This window comes from Fictibacillus sp. 23RED33 (assembly GCF_015903925.1).
In the GTDB taxonomy this organism is placed as follows: Bacteria; Bacillota; Bacilli; order Bacillales; family Fictibacillaceae; genus Fictibacillus; species Fictibacillus phosphorivorans.
Map to the genome: position 1 here is coordinate 455,001 of NZ_JACZDX010000003.1, position 15,086 is coordinate 470,086.

General features: G+C 37.5%; 31 protein-coding genes and 1 pseudogene. 8 read left to right on the top strand and 24 right to left on the bottom strand.

The annotated features are described in order from the left end of the window. Nucleotides 1-151 precede the first annotated feature (151 nt). From IHV09_RS14255 to IHV09_RS14355, 22 genes are all read right to left on the bottom strand, one after another. On the bottom strand, nucleotides 152-694 hold the full coding sequence (locus IHV09_RS14255; RefSeq protein WP_197264757.1) for a site-specific integrase: 543 nt from the start codon (nucleotides 692-694) through the stop codon (nucleotides 152-154). Beyond that, nucleotides 691-1,149, bottom strand: a complete 459-nt coding sequence (locus IHV09_RS14260) for an ArpU family phage packaging/lysis transcriptional regulator (protein WP_197264758.1) — start codon at nucleotides 1,147-1,149, stop codon at nucleotides 691-693. The genes IHV09_RS14255 and IHV09_RS14260 overlap by 4 nt, the downstream gene beginning before the upstream one ends. A gap of 20 nt (nucleotides 1,150-1,169) precedes the next feature. Further along, entirely contained in the window at nucleotides 1,170-1,343 is a 174-nt protein-coding gene (locus IHV09_RS14265; RefSeq protein WP_197264759.1) for a hypothetical protein, read from the bottom strand. Nucleotides 1,344-1,484: 141 nt separating this feature from the next. Then, nucleotides 1,485-1,679 (bottom strand): DUF3954 domain-containing protein, encoded by a 195-nt coding sequence (locus IHV09_RS14270; protein WP_197264760.1) that lies wholly within the window; start codon nucleotides 1,677-1,679, stop codon nucleotides 1,485-1,487. A gap of 103 nt (nucleotides 1,680-1,782) precedes the next feature. Continuing rightward, nucleotides 1,783-2,043 carry a hypothetical protein gene (locus IHV09_RS14275; protein WP_197264761.1) on the bottom strand — a complete coding sequence of 87 codons (261 nt, stop codon included), beginning with the start codon at nucleotides 2,041-2,043 and terminating at the stop codon, nucleotides 1,783-1,785. A gap of 34 nt (nucleotides 2,044-2,077) precedes the next feature. Next, on the bottom strand, nucleotides 2,078-2,239 hold the full coding sequence (locus IHV09_RS14280; RefSeq protein ID WP_197264762.1) for a hypothetical protein: 162 nt from the start codon (nucleotides 2,237-2,239) through the stop codon (nucleotides 2,078-2,080). Nucleotides 2,240-2,263: 24 nt separating this feature from the next. Further along, nucleotides 2,264-2,500, bottom strand: coding sequence for a hypothetical protein (locus IHV09_RS14285; RefSeq protein ID WP_197264763.1), 237 nt, complete (start codon nucleotides 2,498-2,500; stop codon nucleotides 2,264-2,266). Nucleotides 2,501-2,505: 5 nt separating this feature from the next. Beyond that, the gene (locus tag IHV09_RS14290; RefSeq protein ID WP_197264764.1) at nucleotides 2,506-2,652 is read right to left on the bottom strand and encodes a hypothetical protein; all 147 of its coding nucleotides are present in this window, start codon (nucleotides 2,650-2,652) and stop codon (nucleotides 2,506-2,508) included. Then, complete coding sequence (locus tag IHV09_RS14295) at nucleotides 2,652-3,146, bottom strand: dUTP diphosphatase (protein ID WP_197264765.1); 495 nt, start codon at nucleotides 3,144-3,146, stop codon at nucleotides 2,652-2,654. The genes IHV09_RS14290 and IHV09_RS14295 overlap by 1 nt, the downstream gene beginning before the upstream one ends. Before the next feature lie 146 nt (nucleotides 3,147-3,292). Beyond that, nucleotides 3,293-3,742, bottom strand: coding sequence for a single-stranded DNA-binding protein (gene ssb / locus IHV09_RS14300; RefSeq protein ID WP_197264766.1), 450 nt, complete (start codon nucleotides 3,740-3,742; stop codon nucleotides 3,293-3,295). Continuing rightward, nucleotides 3,742-3,936 carry a Fur-regulated basic protein FbpA gene (fbpA, locus tag IHV09_RS14305; RefSeq protein WP_197264767.1) on the bottom strand — a complete coding sequence of 65 codons (195 nt, stop codon included), beginning with the start codon at nucleotides 3,934-3,936 and terminating at the stop codon, nucleotides 3,742-3,744. The genes ssb and fbpA overlap by 1 nt, the downstream gene beginning before the upstream one ends. A gap of 11 nt (nucleotides 3,937-3,947) precedes the next feature. Further along, a complete protein-coding gene (locus IHV09_RS14310) occupies nucleotides 3,948-4,766 on the bottom strand; it encodes an ATP-binding protein (RefSeq protein WP_197264768.1) in 819 nt (272 codons plus the stop codon). Beyond that, nucleotides 4,702-5,610, bottom strand: a complete 909-nt coding sequence (locus IHV09_RS22450; protein ID WP_370568976.1) for a hypothetical protein — start codon at nucleotides 5,608-5,610, stop codon at nucleotides 4,702-4,704. The genes IHV09_RS14310 and IHV09_RS22450 overlap by 65 nt, the downstream gene beginning before the upstream one ends. A 26-nt stretch (nucleotides 5,611-5,636) precedes the next feature. Continuing rightward, nucleotides 5,637-5,792, bottom strand: a complete 156-nt coding sequence (locus IHV09_RS22870) for a DUF6906 family protein (RefSeq protein WP_425590436.1) — start codon at nucleotides 5,790-5,792, stop codon at nucleotides 5,637-5,639. After that, nucleotides 5,722-5,967 (bottom strand): hypothetical protein, encoded by a 246-nt coding sequence (locus IHV09_RS14320; protein WP_197264769.1) that lies wholly within the window; start codon nucleotides 5,965-5,967, stop codon nucleotides 5,722-5,724. Before IHV09_RS14320 ends, IHV09_RS22870 begins: the two co-directional genes overlap by 71 nt. A gap of 57 nt (nucleotides 5,968-6,024) precedes the next feature. Then, complete coding sequence (locus IHV09_RS14325; protein ID WP_197264770.1) at nucleotides 6,025-6,357, bottom strand: hypothetical protein; 333 nt, start codon at nucleotides 6,355-6,357, stop codon at nucleotides 6,025-6,027. Between the two features lie 204 nt (nucleotides 6,358-6,561). Continuing rightward, the gene (locus IHV09_RS14330; protein WP_197264771.1) at nucleotides 6,562-6,906 is read right to left on the bottom strand and encodes a hypothetical protein; all 345 of its coding nucleotides are present in this window, start codon (nucleotides 6,904-6,906) and stop codon (nucleotides 6,562-6,564) included. Between the two features lie 11 nt (nucleotides 6,907-6,917). Next, entirely contained in the window at nucleotides 6,918-7,190 is a 273-nt protein-coding gene (locus tag IHV09_RS14335; RefSeq protein ID WP_197264772.1) for a hypothetical protein, read from the bottom strand. 2 nt (nucleotides 7,191-7,192) lie between these two features. Further along, the gene (locus IHV09_RS14340; RefSeq protein WP_197264773.1) at nucleotides 7,193-7,711 is read right to left on the bottom strand and encodes a helix-turn-helix domain-containing protein; all 519 of its coding nucleotides are present in this window, start codon (nucleotides 7,709-7,711) and stop codon (nucleotides 7,193-7,195) included. A 94-nt stretch (nucleotides 7,712-7,805) separates the two neighbouring features. Then, nucleotides 7,806-8,060: a hypothetical protein gene (locus IHV09_RS14345; protein WP_197264774.1), complete on the bottom strand. Its 255-nt coding sequence runs from the start codon at nucleotides 8,058-8,060 to the stop codon at nucleotides 7,806-7,808. Between the two features lie 137 nt (nucleotides 8,061-8,197). Further along, entirely contained in the window at nucleotides 8,198-8,347 is a 150-nt protein-coding gene (locus IHV09_RS14350; protein ID WP_197264775.1) for a hypothetical protein, read from the bottom strand. 86 nt (nucleotides 8,348-8,433) lie between these two features. After that, nucleotides 8,434-8,664 (bottom strand): helix-turn-helix transcriptional regulator, encoded by a 231-nt coding sequence (locus tag IHV09_RS14355; RefSeq protein ID WP_197264776.1) that lies wholly within the window; start codon nucleotides 8,662-8,664, stop codon nucleotides 8,434-8,436. A gap of 165 nt (nucleotides 8,665-8,829) precedes the next feature. On the opposite strand from IHV09_RS14355, the gene IHV09_RS14360 reads away from it, so the two are divergent. The 6 genes from IHV09_RS14360 (at nucleotide 8,830) to IHV09_RS14385 (ending at nucleotide 13,236) form a co-directional block, all read left to right on the top strand. Further along, the gene (locus tag IHV09_RS14360) at nucleotides 8,830-9,276 is read left to right on the top strand and encodes a helix-turn-helix domain-containing protein (RefSeq protein ID WP_197264777.1); all 447 of its coding nucleotides are present in this window, start codon (nucleotides 8,830-8,832) and stop codon (nucleotides 9,274-9,276) included. A gap of 113 nt (nucleotides 9,277-9,389) precedes the next feature. Continuing rightward, complete coding sequence (locus IHV09_RS14365; protein WP_197264778.1) at nucleotides 9,390-9,656, top strand: hypothetical protein; 267 nt, start codon at nucleotides 9,390-9,392, stop codon at nucleotides 9,654-9,656. Nucleotides 9,657-9,706: 50 nt separating this feature from the next. Continuing rightward, complete coding sequence (locus IHV09_RS14370) at nucleotides 9,707-10,285, top strand: ImmA/IrrE family metallo-endopeptidase (protein ID WP_197264779.1); 579 nt, start codon at nucleotides 9,707-9,709, stop codon at nucleotides 10,283-10,285. A gap of 64 nt (nucleotides 10,286-10,349) precedes the next feature. Beyond that, nucleotides 10,350-10,955 carry a hypothetical protein gene (locus IHV09_RS14375; protein WP_197264780.1) on the top strand — a complete coding sequence of 202 codons (606 nt, stop codon included), beginning with the start codon at nucleotides 10,350-10,352 and terminating at the stop codon, nucleotides 10,953-10,955. After that, nucleotides 10,945-11,628 carry a hypothetical protein gene (locus tag IHV09_RS14380; RefSeq protein WP_197264781.1) on the top strand — a complete coding sequence of 228 codons (684 nt, stop codon included), beginning with the start codon at nucleotides 10,945-10,947 and terminating at the stop codon, nucleotides 11,626-11,628. The genes IHV09_RS14375 and IHV09_RS14380 overlap by 11 nt, the downstream gene beginning before the upstream one ends. 45 nt (nucleotides 11,629-11,673) lie before the next feature. After that, a complete protein-coding gene (locus tag IHV09_RS14385) occupies nucleotides 11,674-13,236 on the top strand; it encodes a recombinase family protein (RefSeq protein ID WP_197264782.1) in 1,563 nt (520 codons plus the stop codon). Between the two features lie 8 nt (nucleotides 13,237-13,244). On the opposite strand, the pseudogene sigK reads toward IHV09_RS14385, so the two are convergent. Continuing rightward, nucleotides 13,245-13,673 (bottom strand): annotated as a pseudogene (sigK, locus tag IHV09_RS14390) (RNA polymerase sporulation sigma factor SigK); the annotation flags it as partial. Nucleotides 13,674-13,849: 176 nt separating this feature from the next. On the opposite strand from sigK, the gene IHV09_RS14395 reads away from it, so the two are divergent. Further along, nucleotides 13,850-14,173, top strand: coding sequence for an aminotransferase yhxA (locus tag IHV09_RS14395; RefSeq protein ID WP_197133359.1), 324 nt, complete (start codon nucleotides 13,850-13,852; stop codon nucleotides 14,171-14,173). Between the two features lie 19 nt (nucleotides 14,174-14,192). Beyond that, nucleotides 14,193-14,591 (top strand): DUF350 domain-containing protein, encoded by a 399-nt coding sequence (locus IHV09_RS14400; protein ID WP_197133361.1) that lies wholly within the window; start codon nucleotides 14,193-14,195, stop codon nucleotides 14,589-14,591. 30 nt (nucleotides 14,592-14,621) lie between these two features. Here the strand turns inward: IHV09_RS14400 and IHV09_RS14405 are convergent, their stop codons facing one another. After that, entirely contained in the window at nucleotides 14,622-15,068 is a 447-nt protein-coding gene (locus IHV09_RS14405) for an RNA helicase (protein WP_231618307.1), read from the bottom strand. Between the last annotated feature and the right edge of the window lie 18 nt (nucleotides 15,069-15,086).

The window sequence follows — 15,086 nt, forward strand, 5'->3', positions numbered from 1 at the left end:
TGTCTTGAGTTCTCTACAATACATAGGGAAGCAAACTCACTACCTCGCGCTTTTCCTTACAGCTGTCTGCATTCCCTATAATTATTGCATATGAGTTTTAACAATTGTTTTTGTAATGAACTCAATAAATCATAAAAAAAGAAAGTGAAGCTTATATCTTTAACTTTTTCTGTAATGTATTGAGATCATCCTGGAGAATACCGATGTATCTCATTGTAATCTTAGGATGGGAATGATTTAGCATTTCTTGCAGTGCTGCCACATCTCCATGTTGTTTATAGAAGTGGTATCCATATGTTTTTCTCATGGAATGGCAACCAATACGTTCTAATCCAAACTCTTCTGCGATCTGTCGTAAAATTATGTACGCCATGCTCACTGTGATTGGTTTATTCTTCCCTTGTCGGCTTCTAAACAGATACTCGTTCTTATGCTTATCTCTCACATAATTTCTCACAGCTCTTTTCAATTCATTAGGCATAAACACCTCTTTTGGTTTACCGGTCTTACCTTCCTTCAAATATATACTCCAGCCTTCCACATCTCTCACTCGAAGCTTCAAAATATCTTTGATTCGAAGACCTGTATTAATGCCTAAAAGAAAGAGAATATAATTTCTTTCACTTGTTTGCTTCAAATACTCTTTTATCTCTTGTATAAGATTTTTATCACGGATTGGAACAACAATGTTCAAGCGCTTCTCACCTCTTTCTTCTTATAAACTTCTATCTTTAATGCAAAAGCTAATCTCAACATGGCTTTACCTTTTAATGAATAATACATCGTCTTCCCTATTCCGAGATCCATCCAGATGTCAGGATCGTAACCTGTAACTTGCTGCATGTATCGATTTACGATGATAAACTTTTCGTCTGGTTTTAATGCTTCTACAGCTGCATGAATTTTATTCAAAAAGCTATTTCTGTAACGTTCGAAATCAGCTCTTTCAATGGCTACCTCTTCTGTCTTACTATGAAACTCATTCGTATTACTTGGAGGAATGAGCGAATATGATGCTGTTATTTTTGGTGAGCAATCCACTGGTAATGTAACTAATAGCTCACGATACTTCTCCAGAATCTCTTCCACTGCCTTCCTCGTTGCTTTTGGATTCACTTCAGGTAGATAAAAATTCATTTGATTCTTCATATATTCATTCCTCCCTTTATTTATCTTTGGCGGATTGCGCCATTTCTTCTAGAATAAGTAGGTCTATGTTTACCCATTAGTTCTTCAAAATCTTTTGTACTCAATTCACTATCTCTTTTCGGCTTTGGTTGCTGCTTCTTGGTTGGAGTGTTCTTTTTTGACCAGTTCTTTAATTGGCTTTTAAAATTACTCATATTGACCTCCCTAGATTGGTAACAACAGCCGAACCTTTTAGGTAAGGCCCTTTTACCCCTTTATAAGAAACAAAAAGAGAGCACTAATCAAAGCAGTGGCATCTGCTTATTGATTAGTGCCCTCGGTTTTTCCGACAGGCTTTATTTAATTTTGAAGCTCGATTCTAATTTACCACCTAATGGTTTTCCGTTTTCCCATGTAATAATCTGTTTACCAAACCCATCTACCGGCTGTGGCACTTGCTTCAATACTCCATCTCTTACTACATACGTTGCATTATGCATGAGATCTACGGCAGCAGTCATATTTTCTGTAATTATACCTTGCGTTTTCATCCCGGCAGCCCCCTATAAATGTTATAATTTAGGTACCAAACACTTGCTCGGGTTTCAACGCCTTGAGCTCTTTTTTATTTATTGAGCTTTATCAACGTAATGTTCATGAACCTAAAATCAAAACTTCTTCCATTGTAGGTTCATACATCGTAACTTCTACGGTTTCATCTATATCAGTTTGAAAGACAATATCATAGTTAGGTCTAAAACCATCAGTACTGCTACAGCCCATTGATTCAATAGTTCCGCAAGTGCCTTTTTTGATTACAAGATGTTCGATTACCTCTCCATCATCATCGTATTTCCAAACATCAAAATCCTCTTTCACTTCTACATTTTCAACATTTTCATATTTATAATCCATTTTTATTTCCTCCTTCCTGCACATAATGTTTCGACTAAGCTATAACAAACTTTTTAGTAAAGGATCCTACAGTTGTTAATGCGTATTTAACCCCATCCTTTGTTCGCCCGATTTCTAAAACTGTTCCCTTCTCAGTGATGATGTCGTGAAATGGCGATTTACGATGTTTGAAAATATGATCTTCCCCTACCTTCATTTGTACATCTCCTTTCAACTTTGACTAAACGACCGTTATCTTCCCTTGAAATTCCAACAATAGTTTGTCTTTCAACCGAGGTGCCAAGTGTAGATCGGAATATCCGCAATTATCCTCAAGGTCTATAAACTTCTGAAACTCTTCTGGAACACACCCTTTTGTTATGCGAATCCAATGTGACATTGGAGATATCTCTTTAGCTATCAATTCAGGCACAAAGTCATTGTTTTCGATGAAGTCATCAATTGTTGACTGGTACAAAACATTTACCTCCTACATGCTGCCTCTTTTATTCTTGGATAATCGTCTTCCCAACGTCTCTTCCATTCTGCTTTAGCTGTCTCGTCATTTCCTGAGCGGATAAGCTCAATAAGCTTTTTAAGCGGTAACTTTTCATAGACAACTCGTTTCATCAGTAACCACTCTCTTGCCTTTTGTGATTCACCTTGTTCTTTTCAAAGTATGCTTGTTCAATTTGATGATCCGTGAATCCAAGCATTTTCCCTAAACCCAAGTAACAAGACAACACATCATCATATATGGCCATCAATTCTTCTCTGTCATCTGCTCGAGTAGAAACATCATACATTTCGCCGATTGTGTAAAAAAGATAATTAAACTGAGATGTAACATCTACATGCTCTGTTGTATACATTACAGGTTCATCTTGCATTTCTAACTCGATCCCAACTTCAAGAACAAAATGGAGTCCATCAACATATTCTTCAAGCAATTTTGGTCTCGGTTTTTGGTCCTTACTCCAGAACTTCCAAGTTCGTTGTTCGTTCGCGCATTCTCCTAATTCCACTTGAGTTGCTAAAAGTAGTTTTCCAAACCGATCCGGCTCGTTATATGCAATTCTGCTTCTTAATACTTGCTGGGTTTCAAATAACTTTTTAAAGTTCATTTACCTTTTCCCCTTTGGTCTTTGGTCACGATGAGCAAGTACATAAGTTTCCCCACTAATCATGATTACTGTCGGAATATCTTTTTTCACCTTTTTCACAGTTACAACCGGTCTATAGCGCGAGTTTACTTCTCTTTTTTTCATGGTTAGAAGGGTAGATCGTCATCTGAAATGTCGATAGGATTACCTTCATTTGCAAATGGATCATCATTAAAATTTGGTTGTTGCTGATACTGCTGTTGCTGCTGTCCCATGTTTTGAGAACGATTGTTGTTGCCTTTTGGTTCCAAGAACTGAACACTTTCGCACATGACCTCAACTACATAAACACGTTGTCCCTGACTGTTTTCATAGGATCTGGTTTGTAATCGTCCGTCAACACCTGCAAGAGATCCTTTCTTTAAGAAGTTAGCCACGTTTTCTGCCGGCTTTCTCCAGACAACACATTGAATGAAATCTGCTTCTCTTTCCCCATGTTGGTTAGAAAAAGGTCTGTTAACTGCCAATATGAAGTTAGCAACAGCAATTCCATTTGGCGTATATTTCAGCTCTGGATCTTTAGTTAATCTTCCAACGAGCACTACTCTGTTAAGCATTAATAAATCACATCCCCTTCTCGCTGCATGTTAATCCAACGCATTTCTTCTTCGAGCTCAGTCAATGTGAGCTCGTACAACTGCTTACCATTAATGTCCTCAAAAGTACCGATTGAGATAAGCTGACTGATTAGCTGATTTCTCCGATACTCCACAGCTTCACGGAGTTGATTACGTGTTATAACTCCTTTCATTGGACTCTCTCCTATTCCGCAAATCGAGCCATTCTTTGTCGAGCAATCTCACGACGATAACTCGTTGCTTTGTTTTGAATGCTTAAGCTTGTTTCTGTGATACGGTCAAACGTTCTAAATCCTAGTTGGACTGCTAGAACTTCTGGTTTGAGGTTTGATGTGTAGAATGTTGGTAACTTCTTACGGTAACGGCCGTCGATTACCCTGTAAATCACATCTTGAACCCAATCCGTAAGTTTTTCTGCTCCAATGTCATCAAGTACAAGCAAGTCACATGTTGTTAATGCTTTCATGATTTCTTGCTCGGATTCTTTACTGTTTTTATTGAATGTGCTGCGAATCCGTTCTAAAAGCTCAGGTACACTTTGAAAAACAACTATACTACCTGTAGCTGATACCTCATTTGCCACAGCTGAAGCAATATGTGTCTTACCGTTCCCTGGATCACCCCATATGAGCAATGAATCACTGCCCCATTCTCTAAACTCCTCAACGTATTTTTGTGCTATCTGAAAGACTTTTTCTGCACCTGGTCGTGGATTAAAGGCTTTGAAACTCGCATTTTCAAAACGTTCACCCAAATTTGAAATGGAGAAAAGTCTTTCAATTTGCTTACGCTTAATCAGAGTTGCATCCAGCAATCTTTCATGCTCTAGCTTGTCCGTTTCGCATTTACAAACCGGCTGAACCGATTTCTTTATGCCAAGAAATTCAATTTCCATTCTTGGTACTGTCATATTGCAATGTGGACAGACATAAGGTTTATCAGAGGGATAGTTCTGCGTATTCGTCTCTACGATCTGGGATAGAGCGTTTTGCAAGCTTTTCATTTCTTAAACTCCTTTCATGCTTCTGGATCTCTGCATGATATTTATCAAGGATGTATGGGACGCAGTAGCTCAATGAGTTGATTTTGTCCCTCTGATGCTTTGGTTTATAAGTTTTAAATCGATCGAGTAACCAGTAAATCGCTTTTTCAAGTGGTATGTTGCTTTCGTAAAGTTCGACTGCTGCCGTTTCGTCACTGACAGAAGTCTGAAATCCAGAGTTACGAAGTTGAATGTATTTGTTTAGGATAACTCGTTGATAATCTTCTGGAGTATGTGATATTTCTTCTTTGTCCTCGGCAGGTGTCAAAGAATCTCTGTTAGGAACGGTTGTAGGCACCCCGTCACTTTCTCCTTCACGCGCATTTTCAGCAGCAGTAATATTTTTTTCATTCTTAATACATTCTTTTTCATTCTTGTTTATATCCGCGAGGTGTTTCCCACCTTCTCCATCAACTGTTACTTTATTGTTACCCTCATCGTTAAAATGTTGGTAAGAATCCCAGTTTAATAAGGATATGAGTGTGTATTGCCTGTTACCCTTACCGCGGTCAATTGAAATCATGTTGTGTTTTTCTAACCATTTCAATATAGTGTCTACTGTCTTAGGATTTGCCTCTTTCCATTTAGCTCCCTCATACCATCCAGTTGACTTAGCTATATCTCTTACAGAAGTAAGATGCTGCCCTTTCTTTATCGTTAGAAAGGACCCGTCACGCATAGGAATTTTGTTTTCTTGATGGTTGACTTGATATTTGAGATATTGCCAAGTACGGTGATACAGAGGAGGCATAAGCCAAATATCGCTGTCTAATTCCTTCCGATAATCTTTTATATATCCTTGCACTCTATCCCCCCTGTTCTACCTGTATATTAACTAGCGTTAATAACTCTCGTGCTACCAGAAACCCTATGGATTAGATGCATTTCTTGTTTAGTATTCTTGAAGATTAACCAGTTACTTGGATTGAGTCCTGCCTTCTCCAGGACGCTTTTTTGTTGGCGTGTAAGGCGCTTGCCGTTCTTCATCCTTATCCCTCCTAGTACATAAAATCTTTCCTTTTACTATCTCTGATACTTTAAGATCTGGATGATTTCGTTTTATGTAAGCAAGCAGATAGCGTTTAAATAGCAATTTATCTTGTGTAGCAAATTTCCAGTACAATGCTGGAATCGAGATTGCATAGTTAGTTGTGGTTTTCATTTAGGTATCACCTGTTTGCTTGTAAGCTGAGGATCTGCTACAATCCAATTAGATTATTTAGCTGACTTCTCTACCTGTGCCGGGTGAGAAGTTTTTTTGTTTTTGAATCTCTCGATAGAACTTACCTTTTACTGATTCAGCTGAACGATTTAGGTTCTCAGCTGTACGCTCGACACCGATCATGGGTACATGGTTTATAAGATAATAAATCTCCATTGCTCCCCATTCTCCACGTTTGAATTTTATAAATTCTTCAACTGTTACTTCTTGATCTAACAACTTCCCTAGCCGAACTATTTCCTGTTCGTTCTCAAATGAGTGTTGTTTACGGTTTTCTTCAAATAGATCTGATATACGCAGGCGTATCTGACGCTTCTGCTCTTTCGTCATCTGGTTCACCTTCTTTCCAGTGCAAATCCGCACTGACAGATTCAAGGACCGCGGTTTTCGGTTTCGCCACAAAATCTACTCGGCTTAATCAGGCCTTTCCTAATGAAGCTAATTCCTATCCTTAAACCTGTCAGCAAGGATTTACTTGCTGAAGCATGCTGACCATGCTAGAATGTTACTAATCTATTTATTTAGTCGTTTCAATTAAGCAGTAAGCGTGCCAGCGCTTGCTGTTTTCGTCGTTTTAGGACCATATTTTCTCTGGAACCTCTCACGTGTGATGTTCATCCAAGATGAAAGTGAGTAATAATGTTCGGCCTCAATCATCTTTCCTCGTTTACTTAAACGCTGTGCGTGTAGATTTAACGATCTGTAGATATAGATCATTTCCATTCCGTCTAACTCGATAAAAGATCTTGATTGAGTCACCTTATTGAACGCGATATCAAAAAGTCTTAATTGATATCCGGCTTGTGTTTTTCTGTAACTGCCCATTGCGTTCTTAATCATTGCGAGATCTGTGCGAATTAACAGGATTTTCTCTTTCATATTCTTACCTCCTAAACTGTAATGTTGATTAGTTGGATTTGAATGTTCCTACCTTGTAACTCTTCTACGAGTGTTCGAATCCTGTCATGCTGCTCTTTCTTTTTAAAAAGCTCTTCTAGCTCATCTAATGATCTACGTTGCTCTTCTAACCATTTTTTTGCAGATACAATATTTGTTTGTTCAAGTGCTTCTTCATAGCGATCTCCACAGTACACAATACAATCTACTAACCTGCCTGCTTGAATGTAATCCTTGTTTAACACCTTCTTGATTAACAGGTCCATATTCATGCGTTCTCCTTCCTCACATACCCATTTGCAATTAACTTGTGAGTGTGTGTTTGCCATAGTTCGTTCCAACTGAATCCATAATCCTTACAGATAACTGATACGTAGTGACTTAAAGCTGTGATGCCATCAATAGCTTGGATCATGGTTTCTTTTAGCTGCTGTTTTTCATGTTCTGGCATGGAACTTGGATGATTTACGATACTGATACTCCTCATGTACTCGAGTATCTCTTGGATTTCTTCTTGGGTCTTAGCCACCACACTGCTTCTATGTAGGTCTACGTGCATTCCGTCCAGTGGTCTTACCCACGAGCCATCGGTGTATTCGTTTGCAACTGTCATAGCGTAAAAAGGATCATCGAACCTTTGCATAAGCTTTTGTGAGATGTCGGGTGGTACTGCTGCCCTCTCTGTTTCATAAGCCGAAACACTTTCTCTCGAAACACTTAAATCAAACGAGAGCTTTAGTTGAGATTCCTTCCCCCTCATTGATTTGATAGCTTTACCAATTGCCATATTACGTTGTCCTCCTTATTACCATTTTTAGGGTTTAGACGTAGTACAATTAAAATGAGAAGAGCTTGTACAATGTTTGTTTTAAAAAAATGGCTCAATTCGAGCCTGAATTAAGTGCTGCCTTTTCTTGCATTTCTTTTACAATAGCGCGGCCAGCCATGTGGTACTCTTTGAGAATTCGATCAATCTCTTCTTTGGTTTGATTTTTGGGAGCAACGATATTCACAACTGTTTTTCCGAACTTATAAGTAGCATCATACTTTTGCTCTTCCATTTGTAGATCACCTCTGTTTAATGTATGAGGTTCCTCAGGTGGGACTGCCCTATTAAGTGTTGATGATACGGACATTGTTGTTCACTCCTTTTTTTATTAAGTAGTAAGTTGGATTGGGTTAAGAGCCATCATTAGATGTATTTACACCCATTTGTTGAAATTAGTTGTAAGTCAGAAAGTATTTACCAGTAAAAAAGTTTAAAAAAATAGGACTATAACCACATCTTCATTTCTTCAGCGATTCTAAGTATTTCTTGAATCGCTTCATCTGAAGTACAATTATCTTCTTGGAGATCGAGACACACCGTTAACATCCTTGTGTGTAATTCACTAAAGAACGCTTTTACATTGATGTCATTCATAGCGAACACTCCTTTTGGTATGCTCCACATCCTGCACACAACATCGAACCAATCGGTGCTGTGTGCAAGTTGTGGAGAAAAACTAATTATGCTGAAAATGATTTTGTATAAGTTTCTTGTACATCGGAGCCGAATAAAATAGCCACATCGCTTTCTAAAATAATGGCCATCTCTATAGCTTTGTTTAAGGGAGGCTTTGAATGTCCATTCTCCCAGTTGGCAATAGTTTGTTTACCTTTATAACCAAGTATTTGAGCTAATTCCGCTTGGGTAAAGCCCTTTTTCTTTCTTGCTTTAACTAGCCGGCTATTTTTCATTATCATCCACCTCCTTGTTTAAGAATCTTGTACTTTGTAATTTGATTATAGTGTATAAGAAACTTGTACGTCAACTATTTTATACAAATTTCTTGTACTTTTAATACATAATTTATTTATTAATGTACAATTACCTTGTACGTCAATAGTTGGGGGATATTGTAAATGATTAAGAATCAGTTAAAAAAAGCAAGAGAATATCGAAAACTGACCCAAGAAGAACTAGCACGTAAAGTTAATGTCACTAAAGGTACAATAAGTAATTATGAAAACGGTCATAGTACACCCTCAAATGACATGTTAAATACACTTGCCGATGTTCTATATACTACAACGGATTTTCTATTGGGACGTGAAGATGACATTGACACACCTAATAACCCTTTACATATTGAAGATGTTGTAGGAAAAGTCACAACTGTTAATGTTGCAGAAAATGCAATCTCTTTAACAGAAGAAGAATTAAAAGTTTTCAACAAAATTAAAGAACATCCTTTGCTTTTCCATAAGTTAGCTAATGCAACGGAAAAGAAAATTAAAGCACTAATTAGTATGTGGGAAGCACTTGAAACTGCCCAAGAGGACGACGACGAAGATTTCATCGAAGACTAATACATAGCAATTATCTAAGCACGCATCATCTTGCGTGTTTTATTTACAAGTTAACTTGGGATTTTTAAACATATATGAGATGATTTGTTCATTTTTAAGAGGAGGAATATAACTTGAATGGTCAACAAATCGTACATTGTCCCCAATGTGGAGGAAACAAAGTAAAAAGTAATGCAAAGGGAGCATTTCAGGCCTTACTTGCCCTCGGAATTTTGTTCTGCATTACAATTATTGGAATACCTCTGGGAATAGCATTTTTTATTGGAGCTTTTATTGTCAAAAATTCTAAAATAAGACTAAAATTTTTGTGCTTAGAATGTAAGCATGATTTTAAAATTGATCAAGATACATATCATGCCTACTCTAAAGCTATACAATGAAAATACAATATAAAATAAAAAATGCTTAATTTATAAAAGGTCGTGACAACATGCAGCTTAAACATCTAATGCCTAAAACAAAAAGTGACTACTGGGAGGAACGGGCTGAGAAAGTCCACTCCCATTTTCAGTTTGCATCAGCTGATGAAATCGACATTCTACATATATGTAAGCGATACGGGATTAAAGTGCTACCCTTAGATGTCCATTTTTATGAAGGTGACATTGAAGATGGAATTAAAGCCTTCTCTATCCCCTCTTCTAAAGGTCGTAAAGGTGTGATCTACATTCGTCCAGGATTAAATGTGATCGAGAAGAAGTTAATCCTTGCTGAAGAGTTCTGCCACATTTATTCTCATTATCAATGTCAGCTTACATTGGACAAACACGCTATTGGAAAGTTAGAGGCGCAAGCAAAACGAATGGCTGCCTATTTACTCATGCCGCGTAAATTCTTAGAAGAAGTGTATCTTGCTGCTGAAGAACAAACGGTTTTGATCACAGACATCGCGGATCACTTCCTAGTAGATGAGGAAACTGTACAATATCGCCTTCAGCTGGAGTTTGATCGTAAGGTGGATGTGATTGGATCTGTAGGTGGTAAGGTTGGGACTATTGAGTGGATTTGACTTAGATAACAGAAAAAAATTTAAAACCTATGTAGTACTTATTAATTATTAGAGGAGAATGAAAATGGAAATACAAAAAGTTAAAATTGGTTTGAGCATCTTAGATGAAAAGATTAAAGAAGATCCTTATTTAAGAGAAATTTTATGGAGCATTCTTACAAAACATTATCAGGATCCATTTGCTCATAAAAGATCTACATTTGATGATTTAGACATTATGTTCGGTGAACCTGCAGGTGAATCCCTTGATGACTTTATTTATTTTGAATCCAAATCAAAAGAATTGCTGCAAAAAAATGAGTATGCAAATAAACCGTTTTTCTATTCTCTTTTAACCTCTTTCAGTGAAGATGCCTTAAAACAAAAGCTTTTAGAAAGATATGGACCTGCTGGATTTTTAGGAGTAGTTAGAGGTGAGCAAGGTGATATTGACCGTTTACAAATTTTAAAAGCAGATTCAACATATGCAGAATTATCTATTGATGCTATTGGCTATAGAGTCTTCATAAGAAGCTTGATTGATTGCTACGATGATTATCTAGACACCGTAATGCCTGTTGGTGAATGGATGAAAGAAGAAGTTAAGTTTCTTAGTGCAATAAATGGTCAAATTAGTGAATTAATACAAGATCTTTCAAACACAGATGAAGGTGAAGGCGATGAAGAATAAAAATCATACGCTCTATCATATAGATGGAGGACTAGCAACAAAATATACAAAAAATAAGCTACCTAAACCAAGTGCAACATATTCTAATGTAATCGAAGATGTAAGAGAAACTTCAAAAAATTTACATTCATATCAAATTAATGATTATTTTTCTAGTTTTTTTGGTGTAGAATATAAGAAACGGCCATCAAATGGTGGAATTGAAATTGATGATTCCACCAACCAGAAAGGTGGTAAATATATGGATGACGGTTATAAAAAATTAATCGATCGACTTGATCAAGATATGCGTGATCATAAACAAGAAATTCGTGACAGAGACTCTCGATTACAATCAGAGATGCAGGAACGGGAAGAACGGACAATTAGAGATGCCAAAGAACGGGAAGAACGAATCTTGAATTCGATAACAATATTAGGTAATCAGTTAGATTCTAAAATGAATCAAATTGAACAATCAATACAAAGGTCAGAATCTCGTATTGATGCAACTGCTACTCATGTTCAAGCAATGGTTACTCAAAATTTCTGGGGGAGAATAGCAACTGTTTTAGCTATAGCTGGAATTGCAATTGCACTTTTCACTTTCAATAACGATAAAGGTTCTAACAATCCTCCTACAAATTCTAATACTCCTTCACAAAATTCTAATTCAACTCAAAATAAGCCTTAGAAGGCTTATTTTTTTGCTGGAAAATCCTATTGGGGTGAATAATATATGGATAGAGTTTGTATGTATTTACGAAAATCACGTGCAGATCTCGATGCCGAAGCTCGCGGAGAAGGTGAGACTTTAGCCAAACACAAAAAAGCTTTGCTTAAAGTGGCAAAGCATCAAAACTTAAACATTATTAAAATTCGTGAAGAAATTGTCTCTGGAGAAAGTCTTGCCTTTCGTCCAGAAATGTTAAAGGTGCTGCAAGAAGTAGAACAAGGTCAGTATGATGCTGTTCTATGCATGGATATGGACCGTCTAGGCCGTGGTAATATGCGTGAACAAGGTATCATCTTAGAGACCTTTAAAAATGCTAAAACAAAGATTATAACAACACGGAAGACCTATGATCTTGAAGACGAATGGGATGAAGAATATACAGAGTTTGAAACATTTATGGCACGTAAGGAGCTTAAGATTATCACCAGACGTTTGCAAGGCGGTCGTGTACGTTCTGTTGAGGAAGGTAACTATATTGCTACTAGGCCCCCTTATGGCTATGAGATTAAGAAGCTAGGATCTAAGGAAAGAATCCTAGTTCCTCATCCTGAACAAGCGCCAGTGGTTAAGATGATTTATGAATGGTATACCCATGAAAACCCACAACAAAGAATGGGAGCTAGTAAGATTGCAAATAAGCTCAATGAAATGGGCTATAAAACGTATACCGGTATCTCATGGTCCAACTCTTCTGTTCTTACAATCTTGAAGAATGCTGTTTATGCTGGAAGGCTTCAATGGAAAAAGAAAGAAGAAAAGAAATCGTTGCAGCCAGGTAAGCAGAAAGACACTAGAACCAGACCGAAAGAGGAATGGATCGATGTAGAGGGAAAGCATGAGCCACTGATCTCCCCTGCCCTTTATAACAAAGCGCAGGACGTTCTAAAGAACAAATATCATGTGCCTTATAATCAAGTAAACGGAATTACTAATCCCCTTGCTGGACTAGTCGTATGTCATTTATGCGGTGCCTCGATGGTGTATAGACCTTATACTAAGCAAAAACCACATATCAAGTGTTATAACAGATTCTGCGAATCCAAAAGCACTCGTTTTGAATTTGTAGAAGATAAGTTGATTAATGGTTTGCGCTTTTGGCTGCATCATTACAAAGCAGAACAAAATGATTTGGCACCAATTGAAGAGAATAATGATAATGAAATTTTACTTCGTCAGCAGGCACTAGCTGCACTCGAAAAAGAGCTCATTGAAATTGAAAAGCAAAAGGGCCGGTTGCATGATTTCTTAGAAAGAGGAATTTATGATGAAGTTACTTATCTTGATCGCTCACAGACGCTTGCTGATCGGTATGAAAAAACCAAGATATCAATTCGGGATATTACAGCTATATTAGAAATTGAATCTGCTAGAGATCAAGCAAAGTCAGATTTTATTCCTCAAGTTGAAACCGTATTATCTTTGTATCCAAATACTGAGGATCCGAAAAAGAAAAACAACCTTCTCAAGTCTGTTCTTGAAAAGGCTGTTTACCATAAAGAGAAGACTCAGAGTGGTGATGACTTCTCTTTAACTCTATATCCTAAGCTTCCTGACCTTCACAGATAACCTGTGGAGGTTAATTCATTTCCCTCTTTATCCGTTCCGATCGGGTCATGAAGGGAAACATCTTTCTTCGTTTTCTTTAGAGCTCTTAAATGCATCAAGATTTCGTTCTCTATACACCGAGCTGCATACGTAGCAAGCTTCGTACCCTTTCCTCTCGAATAGCTCTCAATAGCTTTTATCAATCCGATCGTCCCAATTGATATTAAGTCTTCCGTATCTTCACCTGTGTTTTCAAATTTTTTCACGATATGCGCAACAAGCCTTAAGTTGTGCTCGATCAACATGGCTCTAGCATGTTCGTTTCCTTCGGCCATCTCTTTTAAGTACTGCTTTTCTTCATTTTCAGACAGGGGCTGGGGAAATGCATTATTTTTAACGTATGATACAAAAAGCATAACTTCCTTAAAAAAGTAAGCCAACACACCTACTAATGACATGACAGCACCTCCAAGACGATTCTCTATTCCCTTAACAGTATGCGGTGCTGGGCTTGGGTGTGTCTGTACATCTTTAAAAACCTGGGAACCTTTTTATTTTTTAAATCGTACTAGAAATAAATGGTTCAATTATGAAGAGATCCATACTATAATGGAGCATGGAATGAGGTGAAGATATGAATAAAACAAAAATGCTTATTGCAGGTGTATCCTCTGCATCTGTTGCAGTTATGCTCTCTGGCTGTAACGACCAAGCACAAGATATCCCACCAGAGCCAACTGATACGGAATGCCAAGATTGGGAATGGGATGAAGACGATGGGGTATATGAATGTGATGATACCGGTTCTCGCTATTTCGGTCACTATTACCACGGCGGAAGTTACTACAAAGGAAAGAGCAGCTTATTAAAAAGTTCTGCTTATAAATCCTACAAAAGTAGTTCGAGTTTCAAAGGCGGTGGATCTGGCTTCGGAGGAAGTAAAGGATTTGGCGGATAAATCATGAGGAGTTGTGAAGATGGAGAACTTATTTCTTAATTTTGCCCTTTATGCGGCAACAGGACTTGGATTACTTTTTGTCGGCTTTATTATATTTGAATTAACAACAAAAACGAAAGAACTTCAATTAATCAGTAAAGGAAATTGCGCAGCTGCTTTATCACTTGGCGGACGACTTTTTGGCCTTGCTTTTGTCATTGGATCATCGATCGCAAATTCATTGAGCATTGTTGATTTGCTAATTTGGGGATCAGTGGGAATCATCGCTCAGATCGTAGCTTTATTCGTAGCAGAACACCTAGCGATTCGATCAAGCATCTCAAAAGCAATCGATGCGGATAATAAAGCAGTTGGACTTCTTGTCATGTTTTTAAGTATTTCCGTTGGTTGGGTTATCGCTCAGTGTCTTACATATTAAAAGAAAAAGCATGTGGCATCTGCCACATGCTTAAATTTTATCTCCGACATACATCACATAAACAGCACGGTCTTCATCTATTTCAGCTGAATCACGTAAAAACTGTCCTTTACCAGGTATATCTACTACGTCTTTTAATAAATAACGGATAACATCCCAATGGCTGTTTAAAGCTTGCGTATGAAGTACAGGCATATCTCCTGAAGAGTTATAAGAGCGGAATTCTAAAAATATCCCTCTTCCTTTATAACTCGTTTCCTCTGTAAATCTTCGCGCTTCTCCTACTTCTTTTATGATTAAGATCTCCTCGCTACTTTTCATCTCGTTCGATTGAAGTTCGTACTCTTTTCCACCTGTTACAAAAAATTCACAGAGCTGCCGCGCATATTTTTCATCGTTATGCATGTTTTCAGGAATCTTATACGTTAAGAAGGCTTCATATTCGTTGTCTCTTTCGATAAAATAAGTGAGTTCCATTATTTTCATCCTCTTTAT